Annotated in this window: 16 protein-coding genes; 7 read left to right on the top strand and 9 right to left on the bottom strand. The window is 48.8% G+C overall.

Going from position 1 to position 16,669, the window contains the following annotated elements; all coding sequences use genetic code 11:
- The first annotated feature begins 33 nt into the window (after nt 1-33).
- The 3 genes from ACFSUB_RS13350 to ACFSUB_RS13340 are packed head-to-tail and all read left to right on the top strand — an operon-like array spanning nt 34 to nt 1,112.
- Nucleotides 34-261 (top strand): spore coat associated protein CotJA, encoded by a 228-nt coding sequence (locus ACFSUB_RS13350; RefSeq protein WP_380713766.1) that lies wholly within the window; start codon nt 34-36, stop codon nt 259-261.
- Nucleotides 258-527 (top strand): spore coat protein CotJB, encoded by a 270-nt coding sequence (locus ACFSUB_RS13345; protein ID WP_380713765.1) that lies wholly within the window; start codon nt 258-260, stop codon nt 525-527. The genes ACFSUB_RS13350 and ACFSUB_RS13345 overlap by 4 nt, the downstream gene beginning before the upstream one ends.
- A gap of 15 nt (nt 528-542) precedes the next feature.
- A complete protein-coding gene (locus ACFSUB_RS13340) occupies nt 543-1,112 on the top strand; it encodes a manganese catalase family protein (protein WP_090926893.1) in 570 nt (189 codons plus the stop codon).
- 294 nt (nt 1,113-1,406) lie between these two features.
- Here ACFSUB_RS13340 and ACFSUB_RS13335 read toward each other — a convergent pair whose 3' ends face one another.
- A complete protein-coding gene (locus ACFSUB_RS13335; RefSeq protein ID WP_380713764.1) occupies nt 1,407-2,555 on the bottom strand; it encodes a PQQ-dependent sugar dehydrogenase in 1,149 nt (382 codons plus the stop codon).
- 134 nt (nt 2,556-2,689) lie between these two features.
- Between ACFSUB_RS13335 and recQ the strand changes: the two genes are divergently transcribed.
- Complete coding sequence (recQ, locus tag ACFSUB_RS13330) at nt 2,690-4,471, top strand: DNA helicase RecQ (protein ID WP_380713763.1); 1,782 nt, start codon at nt 2,690-2,692, stop codon at nt 4,469-4,471.
- A 61-nt stretch (nt 4,472-4,532) separates the two neighbouring features.
- A complete protein-coding gene (locus tag ACFSUB_RS13325) occupies nt 4,533-4,679 on the top strand; it encodes a hypothetical protein (protein ID WP_380713762.1) in 147 nt (48 codons plus the stop codon).
- 187 nt (nt 4,680-4,866) lie between these two features.
- Here the strand turns inward: ACFSUB_RS13325 and ACFSUB_RS13320 are convergent, their stop codons facing one another.
- Nucleotides 4,867-5,067 carry a cold-shock protein gene (locus ACFSUB_RS13320; RefSeq protein WP_026703289.1) on the bottom strand — a complete coding sequence of 67 codons (201 nt, stop codon included), beginning with the start codon at nt 5,065-5,067 and terminating at the stop codon, nt 4,867-4,869.
- Nucleotides 5,068-5,238: 171 nt separating this feature from the next.
- Nucleotides 5,239-6,027 (bottom strand): PAS domain-containing protein, encoded by a 789-nt coding sequence (locus tag ACFSUB_RS13315; protein ID WP_380713761.1) that lies wholly within the window; start codon nt 6,025-6,027, stop codon nt 5,239-5,241.
- A 182-nt stretch (nt 6,028-6,209) separates the two neighbouring features.
- Here ACFSUB_RS13315 and ACFSUB_RS13310 point away from each other — a divergent pair, with 182 nt between their 5' ends.
- Nucleotides 6,210-6,620, top strand: coding sequence for an organic hydroperoxide resistance protein (locus ACFSUB_RS13310; RefSeq protein ID WP_380713760.1), 411 nt, complete (start codon nt 6,210-6,212; stop codon nt 6,618-6,620).
- Nucleotides 6,621-6,668: 48 nt separating this feature from the next.
- On the opposite strand, the gene ACFSUB_RS13305 is transcribed toward ACFSUB_RS13310, so the two are convergent.
- The 5 genes from ACFSUB_RS13305 to ACFSUB_RS13285 form a co-directional block, all read right to left on the bottom strand.
- The gene (locus tag ACFSUB_RS13305; protein ID WP_380713759.1) at nt 6,669-8,162 is read right to left on the bottom strand and encodes a tripartite tricarboxylate transporter permease; all 1,494 of its coding nucleotides are present in this window, start codon (nt 8,160-8,162) and stop codon (nt 6,669-6,671) included.
- Nucleotides 8,163-8,177: 15 nt separating this feature from the next.
- Nucleotides 8,178-8,636 (bottom strand): tripartite tricarboxylate transporter TctB family protein, encoded by a 459-nt coding sequence (locus ACFSUB_RS13300; RefSeq protein WP_380713758.1) that lies wholly within the window; start codon nt 8,634-8,636, stop codon nt 8,178-8,180.
- A gap of 80 nt (nt 8,637-8,716) precedes the next feature.
- A complete protein-coding gene (locus tag ACFSUB_RS13295) occupies nt 8,717-9,748 on the bottom strand; it encodes a tripartite tricarboxylate transporter substrate binding protein (RefSeq protein ID WP_380713757.1) in 1,032 nt (343 codons plus the stop codon).
- A 215-nt stretch (nt 9,749-9,963) separates the two neighbouring features.
- Nucleotides 9,964-10,659 carry a response regulator gene (locus tag ACFSUB_RS13290; RefSeq protein ID WP_380713756.1) on the bottom strand — a complete coding sequence of 232 codons (696 nt, stop codon included), beginning with the start codon at nt 10,657-10,659 and terminating at the stop codon, nt 9,964-9,966.
- Nucleotides 10,656-12,248: an ATP-binding protein gene (locus ACFSUB_RS13285; RefSeq protein ID WP_380713755.1), complete on the bottom strand. Its 1,593-nt coding sequence runs from the start codon at nt 12,246-12,248 to the stop codon at nt 10,656-10,658. The genes ACFSUB_RS13290 and ACFSUB_RS13285 overlap by 4 nt, the downstream gene beginning before the upstream one ends.
- A 145-nt stretch (nt 12,249-12,393) precedes the next feature.
- Between ACFSUB_RS13285 and ACFSUB_RS13280 the strand changes: the two genes are divergently transcribed.
- A complete protein-coding gene (locus ACFSUB_RS13280; RefSeq protein WP_380713754.1) occupies nt 12,394-14,568 on the top strand; it encodes a DNA topoisomerase III in 2,175 nt (724 codons plus the stop codon).
- A gap of 520 nt (nt 14,569-15,088) precedes the next feature.
- Here the strand turns inward: ACFSUB_RS13280 and mqo are convergent.
- A complete protein-coding gene (gene mqo, locus ACFSUB_RS13275; RefSeq protein ID WP_380713753.1) occupies nt 15,089-16,585 on the bottom strand; it encodes a malate dehydrogenase (quinone) in 1,497 nt (498 codons plus the stop codon).
- Nucleotides 16,586-16,669: the final 84 nt, after the last annotated feature.

Below are 16,669 nucleotides of genomic sequence, written 5' to 3'. Positions count from 1 at the left end.
AGTAATCCGTTTTATACAAAGGCAGGTATGCACATGAAAGAATTTACTCAGCGTAAGTATTACCGGCCGTATGTCAGCCCGTTCGATCCGTGTCCGCCGATTCGTGTGAAATCGTACGAAACGCCGCCTGAACTTTACCTTGGATACCAGCCGTACAATCTGCCGCAATACCAGCCGCAGCAGGCCCTTTACGCCGGAACGCTGTGGCCGGCCCTGTTTTCTCCTTATAACGGCAGATACTGGGGGAGGGAAGAGTCATGAGCAGTCAGGTACAGCTCCCAAAAGAGTTTTACCCACTGATGGAAGAACTGCAGGTGGTGGATTTTGTCCTCGTCGAATTGACGCTTTATCTTGATACCCATCCGGACGATTATGCAGCGATTCAGCAGTTTAATGACGCCTCCTATCACCGCAGGATGCTTGTTCCGAAAGTGGAACAGTACATCGGGCCGCTCCAGCAGTATGGCAACAGTTACAGCGGTTATCCGTGGAACTGGAATCAGGCACCTTGGCCATGGCAGATATAATGAAGGAGGCTGTGTATGTGGATTTATGAAAAAAAGCTGCAGTACCCGGTGAAAGTAAGCACCTGTAATCCGATGCTGGCAAAATATTTGATTGAGCAGTACGGGGGAGCGGACGGGGAACTGTCCGCGGCCCTGCGTTATCTCAATCAGCGTTATTCGATTCCCGACCGGGTGATCGGGCTTTTGACCGATATCGGCACCGAAGAATTCGCGCATCTTGAGATGATTGCGACGATGGTGTATAAACTGACAAAAGACGCCACCGCCGAAGAAATGGAAAAAGCGGGGCTGGGTGCTCACTATGCGAACCATGACAACGCTCTTTTTTACCACAATGCTGCCGGCGCGCCGTGGACCGCGACCTATATCCAGGCAAAAGGGGACCCGATTGCGGATTTATATGAAGATATCGCAGCAGAAGAAAAGGCACGGGCTACATATCAATGGATTATTGATATGAGTGATGATCCGGATCTGAATGACGGGCTCAAGTTCCTGCGCGAGCGGGAAGTCGTCCATTCCCAGCGTTTCCGGGAAGCGGTGGAGATGCTTAAAGAAGAACGGGACCGCCAGAAAATATTTTGAAAAAAGAAAGGCGCCGCGGCAGAGAGCCCGGCGCTTTTTTTCGGTTGTGGTGAGGCGGCTGTGTTTTTGGGGTGTCCGCATGTATTTCTGCTGATTCGGCATGTAACAAGCCCCGTTCGGCTTGTAATTCATGGTTCGGACAGTATGGCCCGTCATTTGGCATGTATGGAAGGGTATTCGGCATGTAAACGCAGACGTTTGGCTGGTAAGCTGCCGGATTGCTTGCACGCCGGGCGGCGAATGCCGTAAAAAACCGGACGGTGGAACAGCATGCTCCACCGTCCGGTGCCACCATCAGGAGTTTTCATCGAGTTTCAGCAGCAGGTCGTCCTGTTCATCCGGATTGCCGCGGCCGTCCGTATTATTGGTGATCACGTACTGGGAGCCGTTGTGCTGGACCACGTCGCGGAGCCGCCCTTCGCCGCTGAAGACGACGTCCATCGTTTCATTTTCCACATCAAAACGCATCAGTTGAGTGCCGCGGAGGCCGGTGACATAAAACGCACCGGATTCACTAAACGTTGAGCCAGACGGCGCCCACGTGTCCGAGCCCGAGTGAATAAGCGGGGGGCGCATGTTTTCAGCGCTTTCGTCTCCGGTGATATCAGGCCAGCCGTAGTTGGCGCCGGCTTCAATCCGGTTGATTTCATCACGCGCGTTCGAGCCGTGTTCGGAGCTGTACATCTCTCCGTCTTCATTCCAGGAGATGCCCTGGGGGTTCCGGTGGCCGTAGGAATAAATGTAGGACCCTTCAAATGGATTATCATCCGGTACCCCGCCTTCCTGTGTCATTCGTAGAATGCTTCCGGCTTTGGATTCTCTGTTCTGGGCGGCCGTTTCGTTTCCGGCGTCTCCTGCGGTGGCATACAGCATATCATCCGGGCCGAGTTTCAGGCGCCCGCCGTTATGAATGCTGCCACCCGGGATATCTTCGATCAGGGTGCTGTTTTCCTGCCAGGTTCCATCTTCAAGTGTCACCGAAACAATTCGGTTCGCAAGGGACTGGTTTTGTTCATATGTGTGATACACCCAGGCTTTCTTTGACTGTTCGAAATCCGGAGCCAGCTGAAACCCGAGCAGTCCGCCTTCCCCGGAAGCGGCCACCGGCTCACTCAGCTCAAGCTCCTGCCGCTGTTTGTCGCCTTCTTCGTTCACATGAACAATCGTTCCCCCTCGTTCAGTGATATAAAAGGAGTTTTGATGCACTTGAACGTCCCACGGCACATTCAGACCACTCGTTATCGTTTCGGCTGATAAAGAAGAAGTCCCGCTGGGGTTCTCCTGCTCTGTCATGTCCGGAGTGCTTTCTTCTGCCTCCCCGGACGGTTCCTGTTCCGGCGCACTTTCATCACCTGTGTCCTGCTCCTGTGCCTCTTCGTCTCCGGCGGGGCTGCATGCAGCAAAGAGCGTTACCAAACATCCCATCGTCAGCAGCCGTTTCATCCTTTTGCCTCCTTCCAGTTGAAATAAAGTCTGTCTCTTTTATTCCCGTGCAGCTTTTCCTTTAATCGCCGGTAAAGGCTTTTCCAAAAGAGAGAAAGGAGGTTATAATGAAACAATAGAACAGGAGGACGGTTATGCTGGACGAAGCCAAAGAGAAGCTGCAACACCATTTCGGTTATGAAACGTTTTTGAATGGGCAGGAAAGGATACTGCATCACGTCATGCAGCGGCAGTCGGTTCTCGGTATTATGCCGACCGGCGGCGGGAAATCAGTCTGTTATCAGATTCCATCCCTGATGCTGCCGGGAATTACCATCGTGATTTCCCCTTTGATTTCCCTGATGAAAGACCAGGTGGATGAAGCGCGTGAAGCCGGCATTCCCGCGACCTTCATCAACAGTTCCCTGTCCTATGACGAGATGCAGGAGCGGATGGATTTACTCCGCCGCGGAGAGTGCCGGCTTCTTTATGTCGCGCCGGAGCGATTGTCGAACCAGGAGTTTCTGCGTCAACTCCAGTCCATTCCGGTATCCCTTGCGGCGGTGGATGAAGCTCACTGTCTGTCGCAGTGGGGGCATGATTTCCGGCCCGCTTATATGGAAATTCCACGGTTTCTCTCCTTTACAGGCAGTGACACAGCGGTCCTCGCTCTTACCGCTACAGCAACGCCGCAGGTGGCAGAGGACATTTCGCATGCACTGGATATTCCGCCGGATCAGATGGTGAAAACAGGATTTGCCCGTGAAAATTTAACGTTTTCTGTCGTGAAGGGCCAGAACCGTGAGGCCTATATCGTCGATTACGTCAAAAAACGCAAGAACCAGCCGGGCATTATTTATGCAAACACGAGAAAAGAAGTAGAGAAGCTGTGGGAAAAGCTGAACAAAGAGGGGATAGCTGTGGAAAAATACCACGGCGGCATGGAAGCGGCAGAAAGAGAAACGGCGCAGGAGCGTTTTGTGTATGATGAAGTGACGGTCATGGCGGCTACGACGGCGTTTGGAATGGGAATCAACAAATCCAATGTCCGGTTTGTTCTTCATGCCCGCATGCCAAGAAATATTGAATCCTATTATCAAGAGGCGGGCCGTGCGGGAAGAGACGGCGATCCCGGGGACTGTACGCTGCTTTTCTCGCCGCAGGACGCAGGCACCCATCAGTTTTTAATCGATCAATCCCACCTCGACGAAGACCGCAAAGACAAGGAATACCGCAAGCTGAGGCAGATGATTCATTACTGCCATACCGAGGACTGTCTGCAGAATGAAATGCTCCGTTATTTCGGGGAAGAGCCGCAGGATCCATGCGGCAGGTGTCTGAACTGTACCGATAACCGGACGCTTGAAGATGTCACGGAAGAAGCGCAGATGGTGTTCTCGTGTGTCAAACGCATGCGGGAGCGGTTCGGCAAAACGATAACCGCCCAGGTGCTGGCAGGGTCGTCCAATGAAAAGATCCGTACACTGAACCTGCATACACTCCCTACCTACGGCCTGATGAAAAACAAAACCCAGAAGGATGTCGCCTCCTTTATTGATTTTCTTGCCGCTCATGCCTATCTTTCACTGTCTGACGGCGCCTATCCGGTGCTTATGCTGACAAACGCAGCGATAGACGTGCTGCGGGGCACAGAACGGGTGATGAGAAAGGAAACATTGACGGCGGAAACGGTGAGCAGCGAAGATCCGCTGTTTGAAGAGTTGAGACAGCTCCGGCTCGAGCTTGCCAAACAGCACGGGGTCGCTCCTTATATGGTTTTTTCCGACAAGACGCTGAAAGAATTCTGCCGGTACCGGCCGCAGCGGGAGTCAGAGATGATGGAAATAAAAGGAGTCGGGAGGCAGAAGCTCGAAACGTATGGCGAAGCCTTTCTGGGCGTATTGCAGCGCGCGGCAGCCGGGGAAGTCAAAAGCTGAGCGTATCGCTTTTCAATTGGAGAATACCGGAATACAATAGATAATACAGGAGGGATACGCGATGGTTGTCTTACATGTGATGCAGCATCTCAGAGCTGTTGCTGTCGGATTGTTTTCGCTGACAGCGCTAAGTCTGTTTACCTTTCAGTCGGTAGAAGTCGTGCAGGCGTTTACGGCTCTGTTTTCCGAAACCTTTCATAAAAACTAAAGCAGAAAAAGAAGACCGGAGTTTTTCATAAAAGAAAGACCCCGGCCGTTTTTTTATAACAGGTGAAAAATAAGGGCAGTAAAACCCTTGTGACATATAGGATGTTGTTCCGGCTGCTTGTTCTGCGTCCGGCTGTAAACATAAAAAGAACCCTCCGCGGAGGGTTCTTTTCGTATCTTTGTTGTCATTATTGTTTGTTTACGTTAGCAGCTTGTGGACCGCGGTCGCCTTCAACGATTTCGAAGCTAACCTGCTGGCCTTCTTCAAGTGTTTTGAAACCTTCTTCCTGAATAGCGGAGAAGTGAACAAATACGTCGTCTGCTCCTTCACGTTCAATAAAACCAAAGCCTTTTTCTGCGTTAAACCATTTAACTGTTCCTTGTTCCATGTGATCCTCCTGTGTACGCTCTTTCGCATACCAAATAAATTACTTATCTTGCTAAACGCTACGATTAACCGGAATGTTCATTCCGTTAATCTTAGGTTTCAAAATAGCAAGTTCATCTTATCATGGCTTGCAAAGAAATGCAAGCGTTGATCAAAAAAATTTTTCGCAGTATCAGCCACTTTCCTGTAATACCTTCACAGCATCTTTAATCGTCGAAAAAATTCTGATGCTGCGGATCCCGCTGTTCAAATGATTTGATTTCATTGCCATTTGAGGGGAGATGCCGGTGATGACAAGTTCAGATCCAAGCAGACGGACAAGATGATTAAGGTTGAAAAGACCTTTGATCGTCTCTTCATTCATGCTGGTGAGGCCGGACAAATCAAGAATAAGCACTCCCACTTTTGCGGAATGAATCGTTTCGGTGGTCTGATCGAAAATAATCTGCAGCCGGTCGTCATCCACATTACCGATAACCGGAAGGGCAAAAATATCATCAGCAATAGGGATGATGGGAGCAGAAAGCAGCTTAATTTCTTTGTTGTAGCCGGCGGCTTTGTCTTCAGCGGACCGCTGCTTTGTTATATCTTTTTGCACACCGGCGAAGTAATGTTTACCTTCTTCTTCTATGTAAACCGGTTCCATGTGAAGGTCGTTCCAAAACGAGGTGCCGTCTTTCCTGTAATTCAGAATCTGGACAGACACAGAAGACACATTCTGAATAGCATGCCGGATTTTGTCAAGTTTCTTTTGAGAGGTATCCGTGCCCTGAAGAAAACGGCAGTTGAAGCCGATAATCTCTTCTGCTTTGTAGCCGGTAACATGAAAAAACCCTTCATTTGCATAAATGATTGGATTATCATTTTTTTCCGGGTCGGTAATGATAATACCTGAACCCGCGGCATCCAGAGTCTTCATGAGAAGATCTATGGAGATTGGGTAAGAAATGGGATTCTGCATATGTATGGACTCCTTTGCCCCGATATCTAAACTACATTATAGCAAATTTTTTTCAGTGGTTCTTCTCTTTATAGAAAGAAAATCATCAAATGTATGTTTAAATATCGGTGTGACGTGAAATATATATCACTGTGCAGCTTAGATACTTATGATTAAAATATAAGAAAAGGATTGGTGATTGTATGGCGATTTATACAGCAAAAGCAACAGCAAAAGGCGGCCGCGACGGCCACGTTAAAACAGAAGATGGAAAAGTTGATGTAAACCTTGTCACTCCGGGAACCGGATCTGATGAAGGTACCAATCCGGAGCAGTTGTTTGCAGCAGGCTATTCCGCATGCTATGACGGTGCGTTGAATCTTGTCGCAAAGAACCAAAAAAAGGACATTGATTCCACAGTCACCGGTGAAGTCAACCTTAACAAAGACGAAACGGACGACGGATTTAAACTCAGCGTCGTGTTGAACGTGGAGATTTCCGGCGTTTCCCAGGAAGAAGCGGAAGAGCTCACAGCCGCTGCCCATCAAGTCTGCCCGTATTCCAAGGCAACACGCGGCAACATTGAAGTAACCATCAACACCGAAGCAAAATAAATGAAATAAGAGCGTCCCGGCCGGGGCGCTCTTTTTCGGTTTCCCGTTCTATTTCTGCTCCGCTTTTTTGCGGCGTGTGTTCTGTACGATCGGTACCATAAACGATAAGAGGCCGATAAGTAAAAGACTGAGGGAAATCGGCTTCGTGACAAAGACGCTGAGATCGTTATTGGACATCGTCATCGCCTGCCGGAACGATTCTTCCATCATTCCACCGAGAATAAAGGCAAGAATGAAGGGGGCAGCTGGAAATTTGAAAAGTCTCATAATGTAGCCGATGGCTCCGAAAATCAAAAGCAGGTACAGATCAAATGTGTTGAAACTGATGGCATAAACCCCGATCATACTAAACATAATTACCATGGAAATCAGCATAGGACGTGGGATCGTCAGTATTTTTGCAATGTAGGGAATGAGCGGCAGGTTTAAAATCAGCAGAAAGACGTTACCAATGTACATACTGACAATGACACCCCAGAAAAGTTCAGGCTGATCCGTCATCAAAAGCGGTCCGGGTTGAATATCAAGGACGAGCAGTGCCCCGAGCAGTACCGCCGTCGTTCCGGACCCCGGTATACCTAGACTGAGAAGTGGAACAAAGGCACCGCTTGTTGCTGAGTTGTTGGCCGTTTCGGGAGCAGCAACTCCTTTCACAGACCCTTTGCCGAATTCTTCAGGATTTTTGGCAATCTTTTTCTCGGTGATGTACCCGATAAATGAACCGATTGTTGCTCCAGATCCTGGTAGAATGCCTAGAATAAATCCAAGAAATGACTGCCTTCCCATTGGACCGCTCATGTCTTTCAGATCCTTTTTCGTTAACTTCAGACTTCCAATGGAACCGTTGCGCTCTGGTGATTCATGCCGAGTGATAATAAGAGCACATACTTCAGCTATGGCAAACAACCCGAGAGCGACGACAAGAAAATCAATTCCCTCGAGAAGATTTGGGTTACCAAACGTGAACCTGGTCGTCCCTGTCTGGCTGTCAATTCCGATCGTAACAGCCATGATGCCGGTAACCGCCGATATCAACGCTTTGTTGGTGGATCCATCTGCCAGACTGGATATCGCCGTAAGACCGAGTACCATCAGAGCAAAATACTCGGCCGGACCGAATACGATAGCAATACTGGAAAGCACCGGGGCAAAAAGCATTAATAGGACCACGCTGATCGTGCCTCCGACAAACGAGGAGATGGCGGCAATGGCAAGGGCTTTCCCGGCTTCTCCTCTCTGTGCCATCGGATAACCGTCAAACGTCGTGGCTACTGTGCCGGAAATGCCTGGTGCATTCAGTAAAATGGAAGAAGTGGATCCCCCAAATACGGCGCCGTAATACACACCAGCCATCAGAACAAGAGCGACGGCCGGATCCATGTTATAGGTGATCGGAATCATGATCGCAATCGCACTGATAGGACCAAGACCCGGCATCATTCCGATCAGGGTTCCTGCTACGACCCCTAAGAACACAAATAATAATCCCTGAAAACTAAATGCAAGCTGTACTCCGCTTAATATACCTTCCAATGAACCCATGATCTGTCCTCCTTTCTAAAACGGCAGAATGCCCGATGGCAGTGCGATGCCAAGCATGAATGTAAAAAGACTGTACAGGATAACCGGAAACAAGACTGCCGTTACAATGTTTTTGACATGTTTTTGATAACCAAGGAACCAGGAACAGAGCCAGATAAATAGAAACGAGGTAACAATAAAACCGACACGTTCCAAAAGAAAAATGTAACAGAAAGTAAGAAGCAGTACTCCTGCCATCTTAATAAGATCGTCTTTCGCGATACGCCTGCTTTCTTTCTCTTCTTGTGTCTCCTCATCTTTGGAAAAAAACAAAATGACACTCAGAAGAATAAGGAGCCAGCCGAGAATTTTCGGCATCGTATCAGCGCCGATCGGACCTGCTGTAAAACTTTCCAGTTGATAGGCGAGAATTAAGTAAAAAACGGCCAGAGCAATGAGAAACAAACTGGCTTTCCGGTGAACCGGCTTCAGCACCGGCAGCACCCCCTTTATGATGGTAATACGTAAGACAATGCCGTGACCGGAATGCGATCACGGCACAAGTGATTCAAGTTTTATCCGCCTGAGATGTCTAAATCATTTAACAACTGCTGCATGGACTCTTTTTCTTCTTTAAGGAATTGGGTGTACTCCTCGCTGTCCATGTACATTTCATTCCAGGCGAATTTGTCCCGTGTGTCGGCCCAATGTTCAGATTCACTCAATGCTTTGAATTTTTCCTCATAGTAACTGATTTGTGACTCCGTCATGTCAGGTGGACCGAAGAAACCTCTCCAGTTTACGAATGTTTCATCAATGCCCTGTTCTTTAGCAGTTGGGAATTCACCAACTACCTCGCCTTCCAGCCGTTCTTCCGCGGTAACTCCAAGGACGCGTATCTCGCCGGCACGGACCTGTTCAACGGTTTCTGTCACTCCGGAAGAATAGACGTCGGCATTGCCGTTCAGTAGATTGGTCATGCTGCTTCCATCCTGTGCTGACACGTATTTAATGGACTGAGGATCCACACCGGCCGCCTTGGCGATTTTGACGAACTGGATGTGGTCCATACTCCCTGGTGAAGATTCCCCGATGATTGTGATATCTTCTGGATTATCTTTCATATCATCAAATAGTTCGTTAAGGTTATCCCACTTGGCATCATCCCGGACGGCGAAAGCTCCGTAATCAGAAATCATATTGGCAATCGGAGTGAAATCTTCAAATCCGTACTGAGACTGTCCATTTAATGGGACTAAAAGAAGGGGCGGGGAGGAAACAAACATATGATGAGGATTACCGGCTTTTTCAGCTATATAAGACCAGCCGATGGCTCCGCCTCCGCCTTCTTTGTTAACAACCCCAATCCCTTTGTCAATAATCCCTTCGCTTTCAAATCCTTCGGCAGCCATACGTGCGGTTGTATCCCATCCTCCGCCGGCTCCGGATGGAGCAACGATTTCAAGGGACTGCTCCGGCGTCCAGTTTTCCTGTCCCGAGGAACCAGAAGCGCTTTCATTTCCGCTTGAACCTGAATTGTCCGTCCCGCAAGCAGCAAGACCCAGTGCAGTGAAAAGACTTAACGATAAAACCAATGATTTTTTCATTGAGGATCCCCCTTTGTTTAAATAACTGTACATATCATAAAAGATTCAAGTGTTAATGTAACCGTTTTCAAATTAAACGATATAAAAAACAATAACTTAATAATGTTCATTTTGTTCACGGGAAAGTATGACATACAGGAAGAAAGGAAGCAGGGGGGAAGCTGAAACGGCAGGTAGTCTGACAACCATAAAAATCCCCGCTCTGCACGGCGGGGTTATTTTTGAAAATATTTACGCTCCGGGCGTCCGACGATACCATATATTGGTTTCGCCTCTGCTTCTTCTGCTGATATCAGATATTCGAGGTAGCGTCTTGCAGTGGTGCGGGATGCCCCGAGAAATGTTCCCATCTCTTCGGCGGTAACTCCTGATTCCATATTTTTAATTTTCTCCCGAACGGATTGAAGAGTAAGTGGATCTACACCTTTAGGGAGCTGCTCCTCCGGATTCACTTCTACTTTCTCTAATGGCGGATCGGGAGGCCGGTGGGAGGTAAGTTGATCAATATGGGACTGTGTCATTTCCCCGGCCTCACTTAAACGTCCGCGGAAAGCAAGATACTTCTGCAGCGTCTGTTCCAGTCTTTCCAGAGACACCGGCTTCACGATGTAGTCAAAAACCCCGTATCGGAGAGATTTCTGCACGTGAGTGGCACTGGAGGAAGCAGAAATAATAATGATATCTATCTCCGGGAAATTCTCGCGTATCCGGCTGAATAGATTTGTTCCAAGTTCATCCGGCATAAAAATGTCCAGCAGGAGAAGGTCGACCGGATGCTGTTCCAGTATTTCCATCGTCTCCTTAGCGTTCAGCGCGCGGTGGTTGCATTCAAATCCGTCGACGCGTTCCACAAGTTCCTGATGAATGGAAGCGATGCGGAAATCGTCTTCAGCAACAGCTGTACGTATCATGGTTTGGTTGCACTCCCTTCTTCTTTTGGAATATAAACGGTACATACGGCTCCTTTTTCTATTCCGTTCTCGATTTCCATCATTCCGCCCAGATCATGAACGGTTTCCTGGATGATGGCGAGGCCGTACCCTCTTTTTTGAATACCCTCCTTCGTTGTAAAGCCTTTTTCGAGCATATCCGTGACATCAACCTGAAGGCCCGGGCCGTTATCAGAGACTTCAAATACGATGTCGCGGCCAAGGTCGGTCACAAAAAAGGAGACCACAGAGGCGTCCTGGTGTGATACTGCTTCAAGTGCATTATCAATAATATTTCCAAGAATGGATATTAAATGGCTTTGACTGATATGAGGCGGCAGCGGGTCAAGCTGACTCGTTTCATCGATTTGAAAATCTACTTTCTTTTCCGAAGCACGGCCGGCCTTTCCGGTGAGTATGGCCTGGACCACGCTGTCCTTAATCTGATGAAATAATATGGATGCCTGTTTTTCCTGATTAACTGTTTCTTCTTCAATCAGCTGCACTGCTTCCTTTGTTTTACCTAAATGGAGGTATCCGGCAAGGGCATACAGTTTATTTGAAAACTCGTGATTCTGGGAGCGGAGATCATCTGAATATTTTTTTATGTCTGAGAGTGTATTTGCCATCTCCATCATTTCCGTTTTATCCCGGAATGTGGCGACAACCCCGGCAATAGTGTTTTTATGATAAATCGGTTCGCGGTTCACAATGAAAAGTTTACCGTTCATCGACAGCTCTTGATTGAATTCCGGTTCCCCGTGCTGCAGCACTCGTTTCATAACGGAATTGGGGAGAATGCTGGTTATAGGCACACCTTCAGCGTTACTTTTTAAGCCGAGCATATCAACAGCCGAGTCATTCATCGTCGTAATCTTTCCGTCTGTATCGATAGCAATAATTCCTTCACGGATGGCTTTCAGCGTAGATTGACGCGTTTCATATAAATCAGCAATCTGGTACGGTTCCAGGCCGTACATATCGTTTTTAATGCTGCGGGAAAGGAATACAGCGCCGACGGTTCCGATTCCAATCGCAAGAAAGGCAAGGAGCCCCAGAATTCCAAGGCGCTGCAGCACGGTACTGCGCAGATCCTCGATTAAAAAACCGACAGAGATGATACCTATTATATCGCCATTGTCGTTACGAACCGGTGTTTTACCACGCAGCGAAGGCCCGAGTGTTCCTTCTGCTCTGGATATGTAGGATTCACCATGTTGAAGAGCTCTGGCGTTATCACCGCCTACCATATGTCTCCCGATTTTCCATTCATCGGGGTGGGCATAACGGATACCGCTTTCATTTCCTATGACAACAAACTCAGCTCCAGCCTGCTCACGGATCCGTTCGGCATAAGGCTGCAGGGTTGAACTTGGCTCCGGGGAGCGGAAGGCCTCCTGGACAACAGGTGAACCTGCGACATAGGTTGCTGTGCTCAAAGCTTTATCTCCGAGTCTATCTTCGATGTCGCGGAACTCCATGTAGGCAAAGAAACCTGATAAAATAACGGTGATAAATGTGAGCAGGGATAAGATAAGTACTATTATTTTCGTTTGAATACTGACACGCATATCCCCGCCCCCTTTTTATCCACGGTGAAAATTTGACAACAGTGTGAATCCTACCATAAGATGACGCTTTGCATCCGTCAACCCTGAAAAAACAAGATATGATACGATAGAGGCAGAGAGAACAGAAGAGGAAGGATTTTGATCGATGAGTAAATCAGTCATTCTTGCCGAAAAACCATCGGTAGGAAAAGATATTGCCAGAGTGCTGGGATGCAGAAACGAAAAAAATGGTGTTATTGAAGGGTCGAAGTATATCGTAACGTGGGCGCTCGGCCATCTTGTCGGCCTCGCGGAACCGGATACGTACGACGCAAAGTACCAGACGTGGCGGCTGGAGGATCTGCCGATGCTGCCGGAGCAGCTGAAACTGTCTGTTATCAATAAGTCCGGGAAACAGTTCAATACGGTAAAAAAACAGCTGTCCCGTGATGATGTCAGTGAAGTGATTATCGCCACCGACGCCGGCCGCGAAGGCGAGCTTGTCGCGCGCTGGATCCTCGATAAAGCTAACACAAAGAAAAAAATCAAGCGGCTCTGGATTTCATCGGTAACCGATCAGGCCATAAAACAGGGCTTTCAAAACCTTCACGACGGGCGGAAATTCAATTCGCTTTATGCAGCGGCGCAGGCAAGAGCGGAAGCGGACTGGTACGTCGGTATGAACGCCACCCGCGCGCTGACGACGAAGTTCAATGCCTCCCTTTCCTGCGGTCGAGTGCAGACGCCGACCCTTGCGATGGTGGCGTCCCGGGAACAGGAAATAAAAGAATTTAAGCCCGACACGTTTTATCAGCTTTATGCGAAGGCGGAACGAGGACCCGTGTTTTGGTGGAAACATCCAAAATCCGGGGATACCCGTCTGTTTTCCAATGAAAAAGCGGAACAGCTCGAGCAACAAGTGAAAAACAAGCCGGCCGTTGTCACGTCGGTGGAACGAAAAGAGAAGAAGAATGATGCGCCGCTTCTGTACGACTTAACCGAACTGCAGCGCGAATGCAGCCAGCGTTTCGGGTACTCTGCCAAAGAAACACTTAGTGTCCTGCAGCGGCTGTACGAAACGCACAAAGTGCTCTCGTATCCGCGGACCGATTCGAACTATCTTTCCTCCGACTTAAAAGGCACGATGAAAGAAAGACTGAAAGCTGTTGATGTCCGTCCGTTTTCGAAAAATGTGTTGACTATTAACAAAAACGGATGGAAGATGGCCGGCCGGATGTTTAATGACAACAAAGTTTCCGACCACCATGCCATCATTCCAACCGAAGAAACGCCGGTATACCAAAAGATGTCCGATAAAGAAAAGAAATTGTATGAGATGGTCGTCACCCGTTTTCTCGCAGCTTTCTTCCCGCCGCAGAAAAAAGAGATGACGGACCTGCAGGCAGAGATCGGCGGAGAGCCGTTTGCCGCAAAAGGAGAAAAGGTGCTCGAAACAGGCTGGAAAGCGGTGTATGATTCGGAAGAAAACGAAGAAAAGAACAGCATTCCATCCGGAGTCAAGGAACAGGATATACTGAACCTCGTGAAAAGTGGACTCGACAAAGGAGAAACAAAGCCTCCGTCGGCGCTGACGGAATCGGCACTGCTGTCGGCGATGGAAAACCCGGCCCGGTTTATGAAGGGAGAAGACAAGGAACTCCTTCAAACAATTAAGCAGTCAGGCGGCATTGGTACAGTCGCGACGCGGGCCGACATTATCGATAAGCTCCAGAACTCTTTTCTGCTTGAAAAAAGAGGAAATGCGTTTCATGTTACCTCAAAAGGAAAGCAGCTGCTCGACCTTGTTCCCGAAGAACTAAAATCAGCTACACTGACGGCCGAGTGGGAGCAGCAGCTCGATGATATTGAAAAGGGAAATCTGAATAAGAAGGAATTCATCAATCAGATGAAATCCTATGCCGGAGAAATTGTGGATGGTATAAAAAAGAGTTCGCAGTCGTTCAAACACGACAATGTAACTGGAACGCCGTGCCCCGAATGCGGCAAATTGATGCTTGAAGTAAAAAACAAAAACAGTAAAATGAAAGTCTGTCAGGACCGCTCCTGCGGGTACAAAAAGAACATCGCAAAATCGACCAATGCCCGCTGTCCGAACTGCAAGAAGAAAATGGAGCTGCGCGGGGAAGGAGACGGAAAAATCTTCGTCTGCCGCTGCGGGTATAAAGAAAAAGAGTCATCTTTTGTGGAACGGCGTAATAAGGAAAAGCAGGACAAAGCGTCGAAGCAGGACGTGAATAAATACCTGAACAATCAGGAGGACGATGGCATCGCCAACCCGGCCCTCGCCGAAGCTCTGCAGAAATGGAAAAACAAAGAATAAGAAGCACGGCATGTATGCTAAAATAAACGCTTCCGGCTATCCTTTGGAATTGCCGGAAGCGTTTAGTATTTTATAATACCTCTCCGGGGAAGGGGAGGTTGGGGGTTTCCTCCAGCGCCCAATCGGCTTTGAATTCTGGCCGCGATTGGTCGTTAGACAGGAGCTCATGACCAATCGCAGCCGGCAGCACCGTTGGATAGGTCAGAAGAGAAGTCTAACGACCAATCGCGCTGCCGCTTAAGCCGGCGATTAGTCACCGGGACGGCGCTAACGACCATCTTCCCACCGCTTCTCCGCCTCTATCCGTCCTCAGCGTGAACACCTCTGAGGCCAAATCGTATAATGCCTGTCCGGGGAAAGGGCAGGCTGGGGGTTCTCTATCGGCATTTCCTCCTTGCCCGGCACAATCACAGCCCGGCGTTAGATAACGGATTTCTTCTGAAAAAAGCAGCTCCGTCTGCATATGGCAGATGGAGCTGCTTATAATGTAGAAACTATACGTCAACCAGGCAGTACTTTGTCACGTCGTGGAATCAGCTAAGCCAAGAATGCGCGAAGTTGAAACCTGAACATCATCAAGCAGATCCGGGTTGTCCTCGAGCGACTCGCCGTAAGAAGGAATCATTTCTTTGATTTTCGGTTTCCACGTTTCGAGGTGATCCGGGAAGCATTTTTCAAGGACATCCAACATAATGGAAGCCGACACCGAAGCACCTGGGGACTCGCCGAGAAGCGCCGCCAGCGACTGATCATCAGAATGAATCAATTTTGTCCCGAACTGCAGAGCGCCTCTGCCGCCGTCCTCGGTATCTGCAATCAGCTGTACGCGCTGCCCTGCCACCAGGATATCCCAGTCCTTGCTTTCAGCATTCGGAACGAATTGACGCAGCTCTTCCATCCGTTCTTCCTTGGACATTTTCAGCTGTTTGGCCAGGTATTTGATCATCGGCATATTCTTTGCGCCTGCTGCCAGCATGGTAAAGGTGTTGTTTGGTTTAACAGAATACAATAAATCCATGTAAGAACCGGTCTTTAAAAATTTCGGCGTGAAGCCGGCGAACGGTCCGTACAGCAGGGTGTCTTTTCCTTCGATATGCCGCCGGTCCAGGTGGGGAACGGTCATGGGCGGTGTGCCTTCCGGTTCTTTACTGTACACCTTGGCATCGTGCTGTGCGACGACCTCCGGATTATGGCAGACGAGAAATTCGCCGCTGATTGGGAAGCCGCCGATATGCCGGCTCTCAGGAAGCCCTGTTTTCTGCAGTAACGGAAGCGCCCCTCCTCCGGCACCGATGAACAGGAAATCAGCTGTATGTTCTTCCAGGGTATTGTGTTTTGTATTTTGTGCCTTCACTTCCCACGTCCCGTTTTCCAGTTGGTTGATATCATCCACCGAACAATGATAATGGATATCGACATTGTTCTGCTGTTCCAGGCTGCCCAGCAGCTGCCGCGTTAATTCGCCGAAATTGACATCTGTTCCGTGGTCGGCCTTTGTAGCCGCAACAGGTTTTTCAGAGGTACGGTCCTTCATCATTAAAGGAATCCACTGCATTAAACGTTTAGGGTCTTCGGAAAATTCCATGCCCTGAAACTGGGGATGACCGGCCAAGGCGTCATACCGTTTTCTTAAAAACGCCGTGTTCTTTTCCCCGGACACAAAACTTATATGGGGAAGGGGACGGATGAACTCCCTGGGATCTGTGATGTCATTTGTCTCTACCAGGTGAGACCAGAGCTGCCTGGAAACCTGGAATTGTTCGTTAATCTTGACCGCCTTGCTTATATCGATGGATCCATCCTGTTTTTCGACGGTGTAGTTTAATTCACACAGAGCTGCGTGCCCGGTGCCGGCGTTATTCCATTCATTTGAACTTTCTTTTCCTGCTGTATCGAGCTTTTCAAAAATGGTGATATGCCAGTCCGGCTGTAATTTGTTCAGAAGTGTTCCCAGTGTCGCACTCACGATACCTGCACCAATGAGGATAACTTCGGTTGTCTTTTGATTGTCGGACATATTCGTTCCTCCTTCGAATCCTCCAGCATGTAAAATGAAAATGTGCCGTTCTCCTTCGCCGTATTAACCAGGGCGGACACCCCG

The organism is Salibacterium lacus (assembly GCF_042684865.1).
In the GTDB taxonomy this organism is placed as follows: Bacteria; Bacillota; Bacilli; order Bacillales; family Marinococcaceae; genus Salibacterium; species Salibacterium lacus.
The sequence above is the reverse complement of the archived record's forward strand: the minus strand, read 5'-3'. Positions and strand labels throughout refer to the sequence as shown.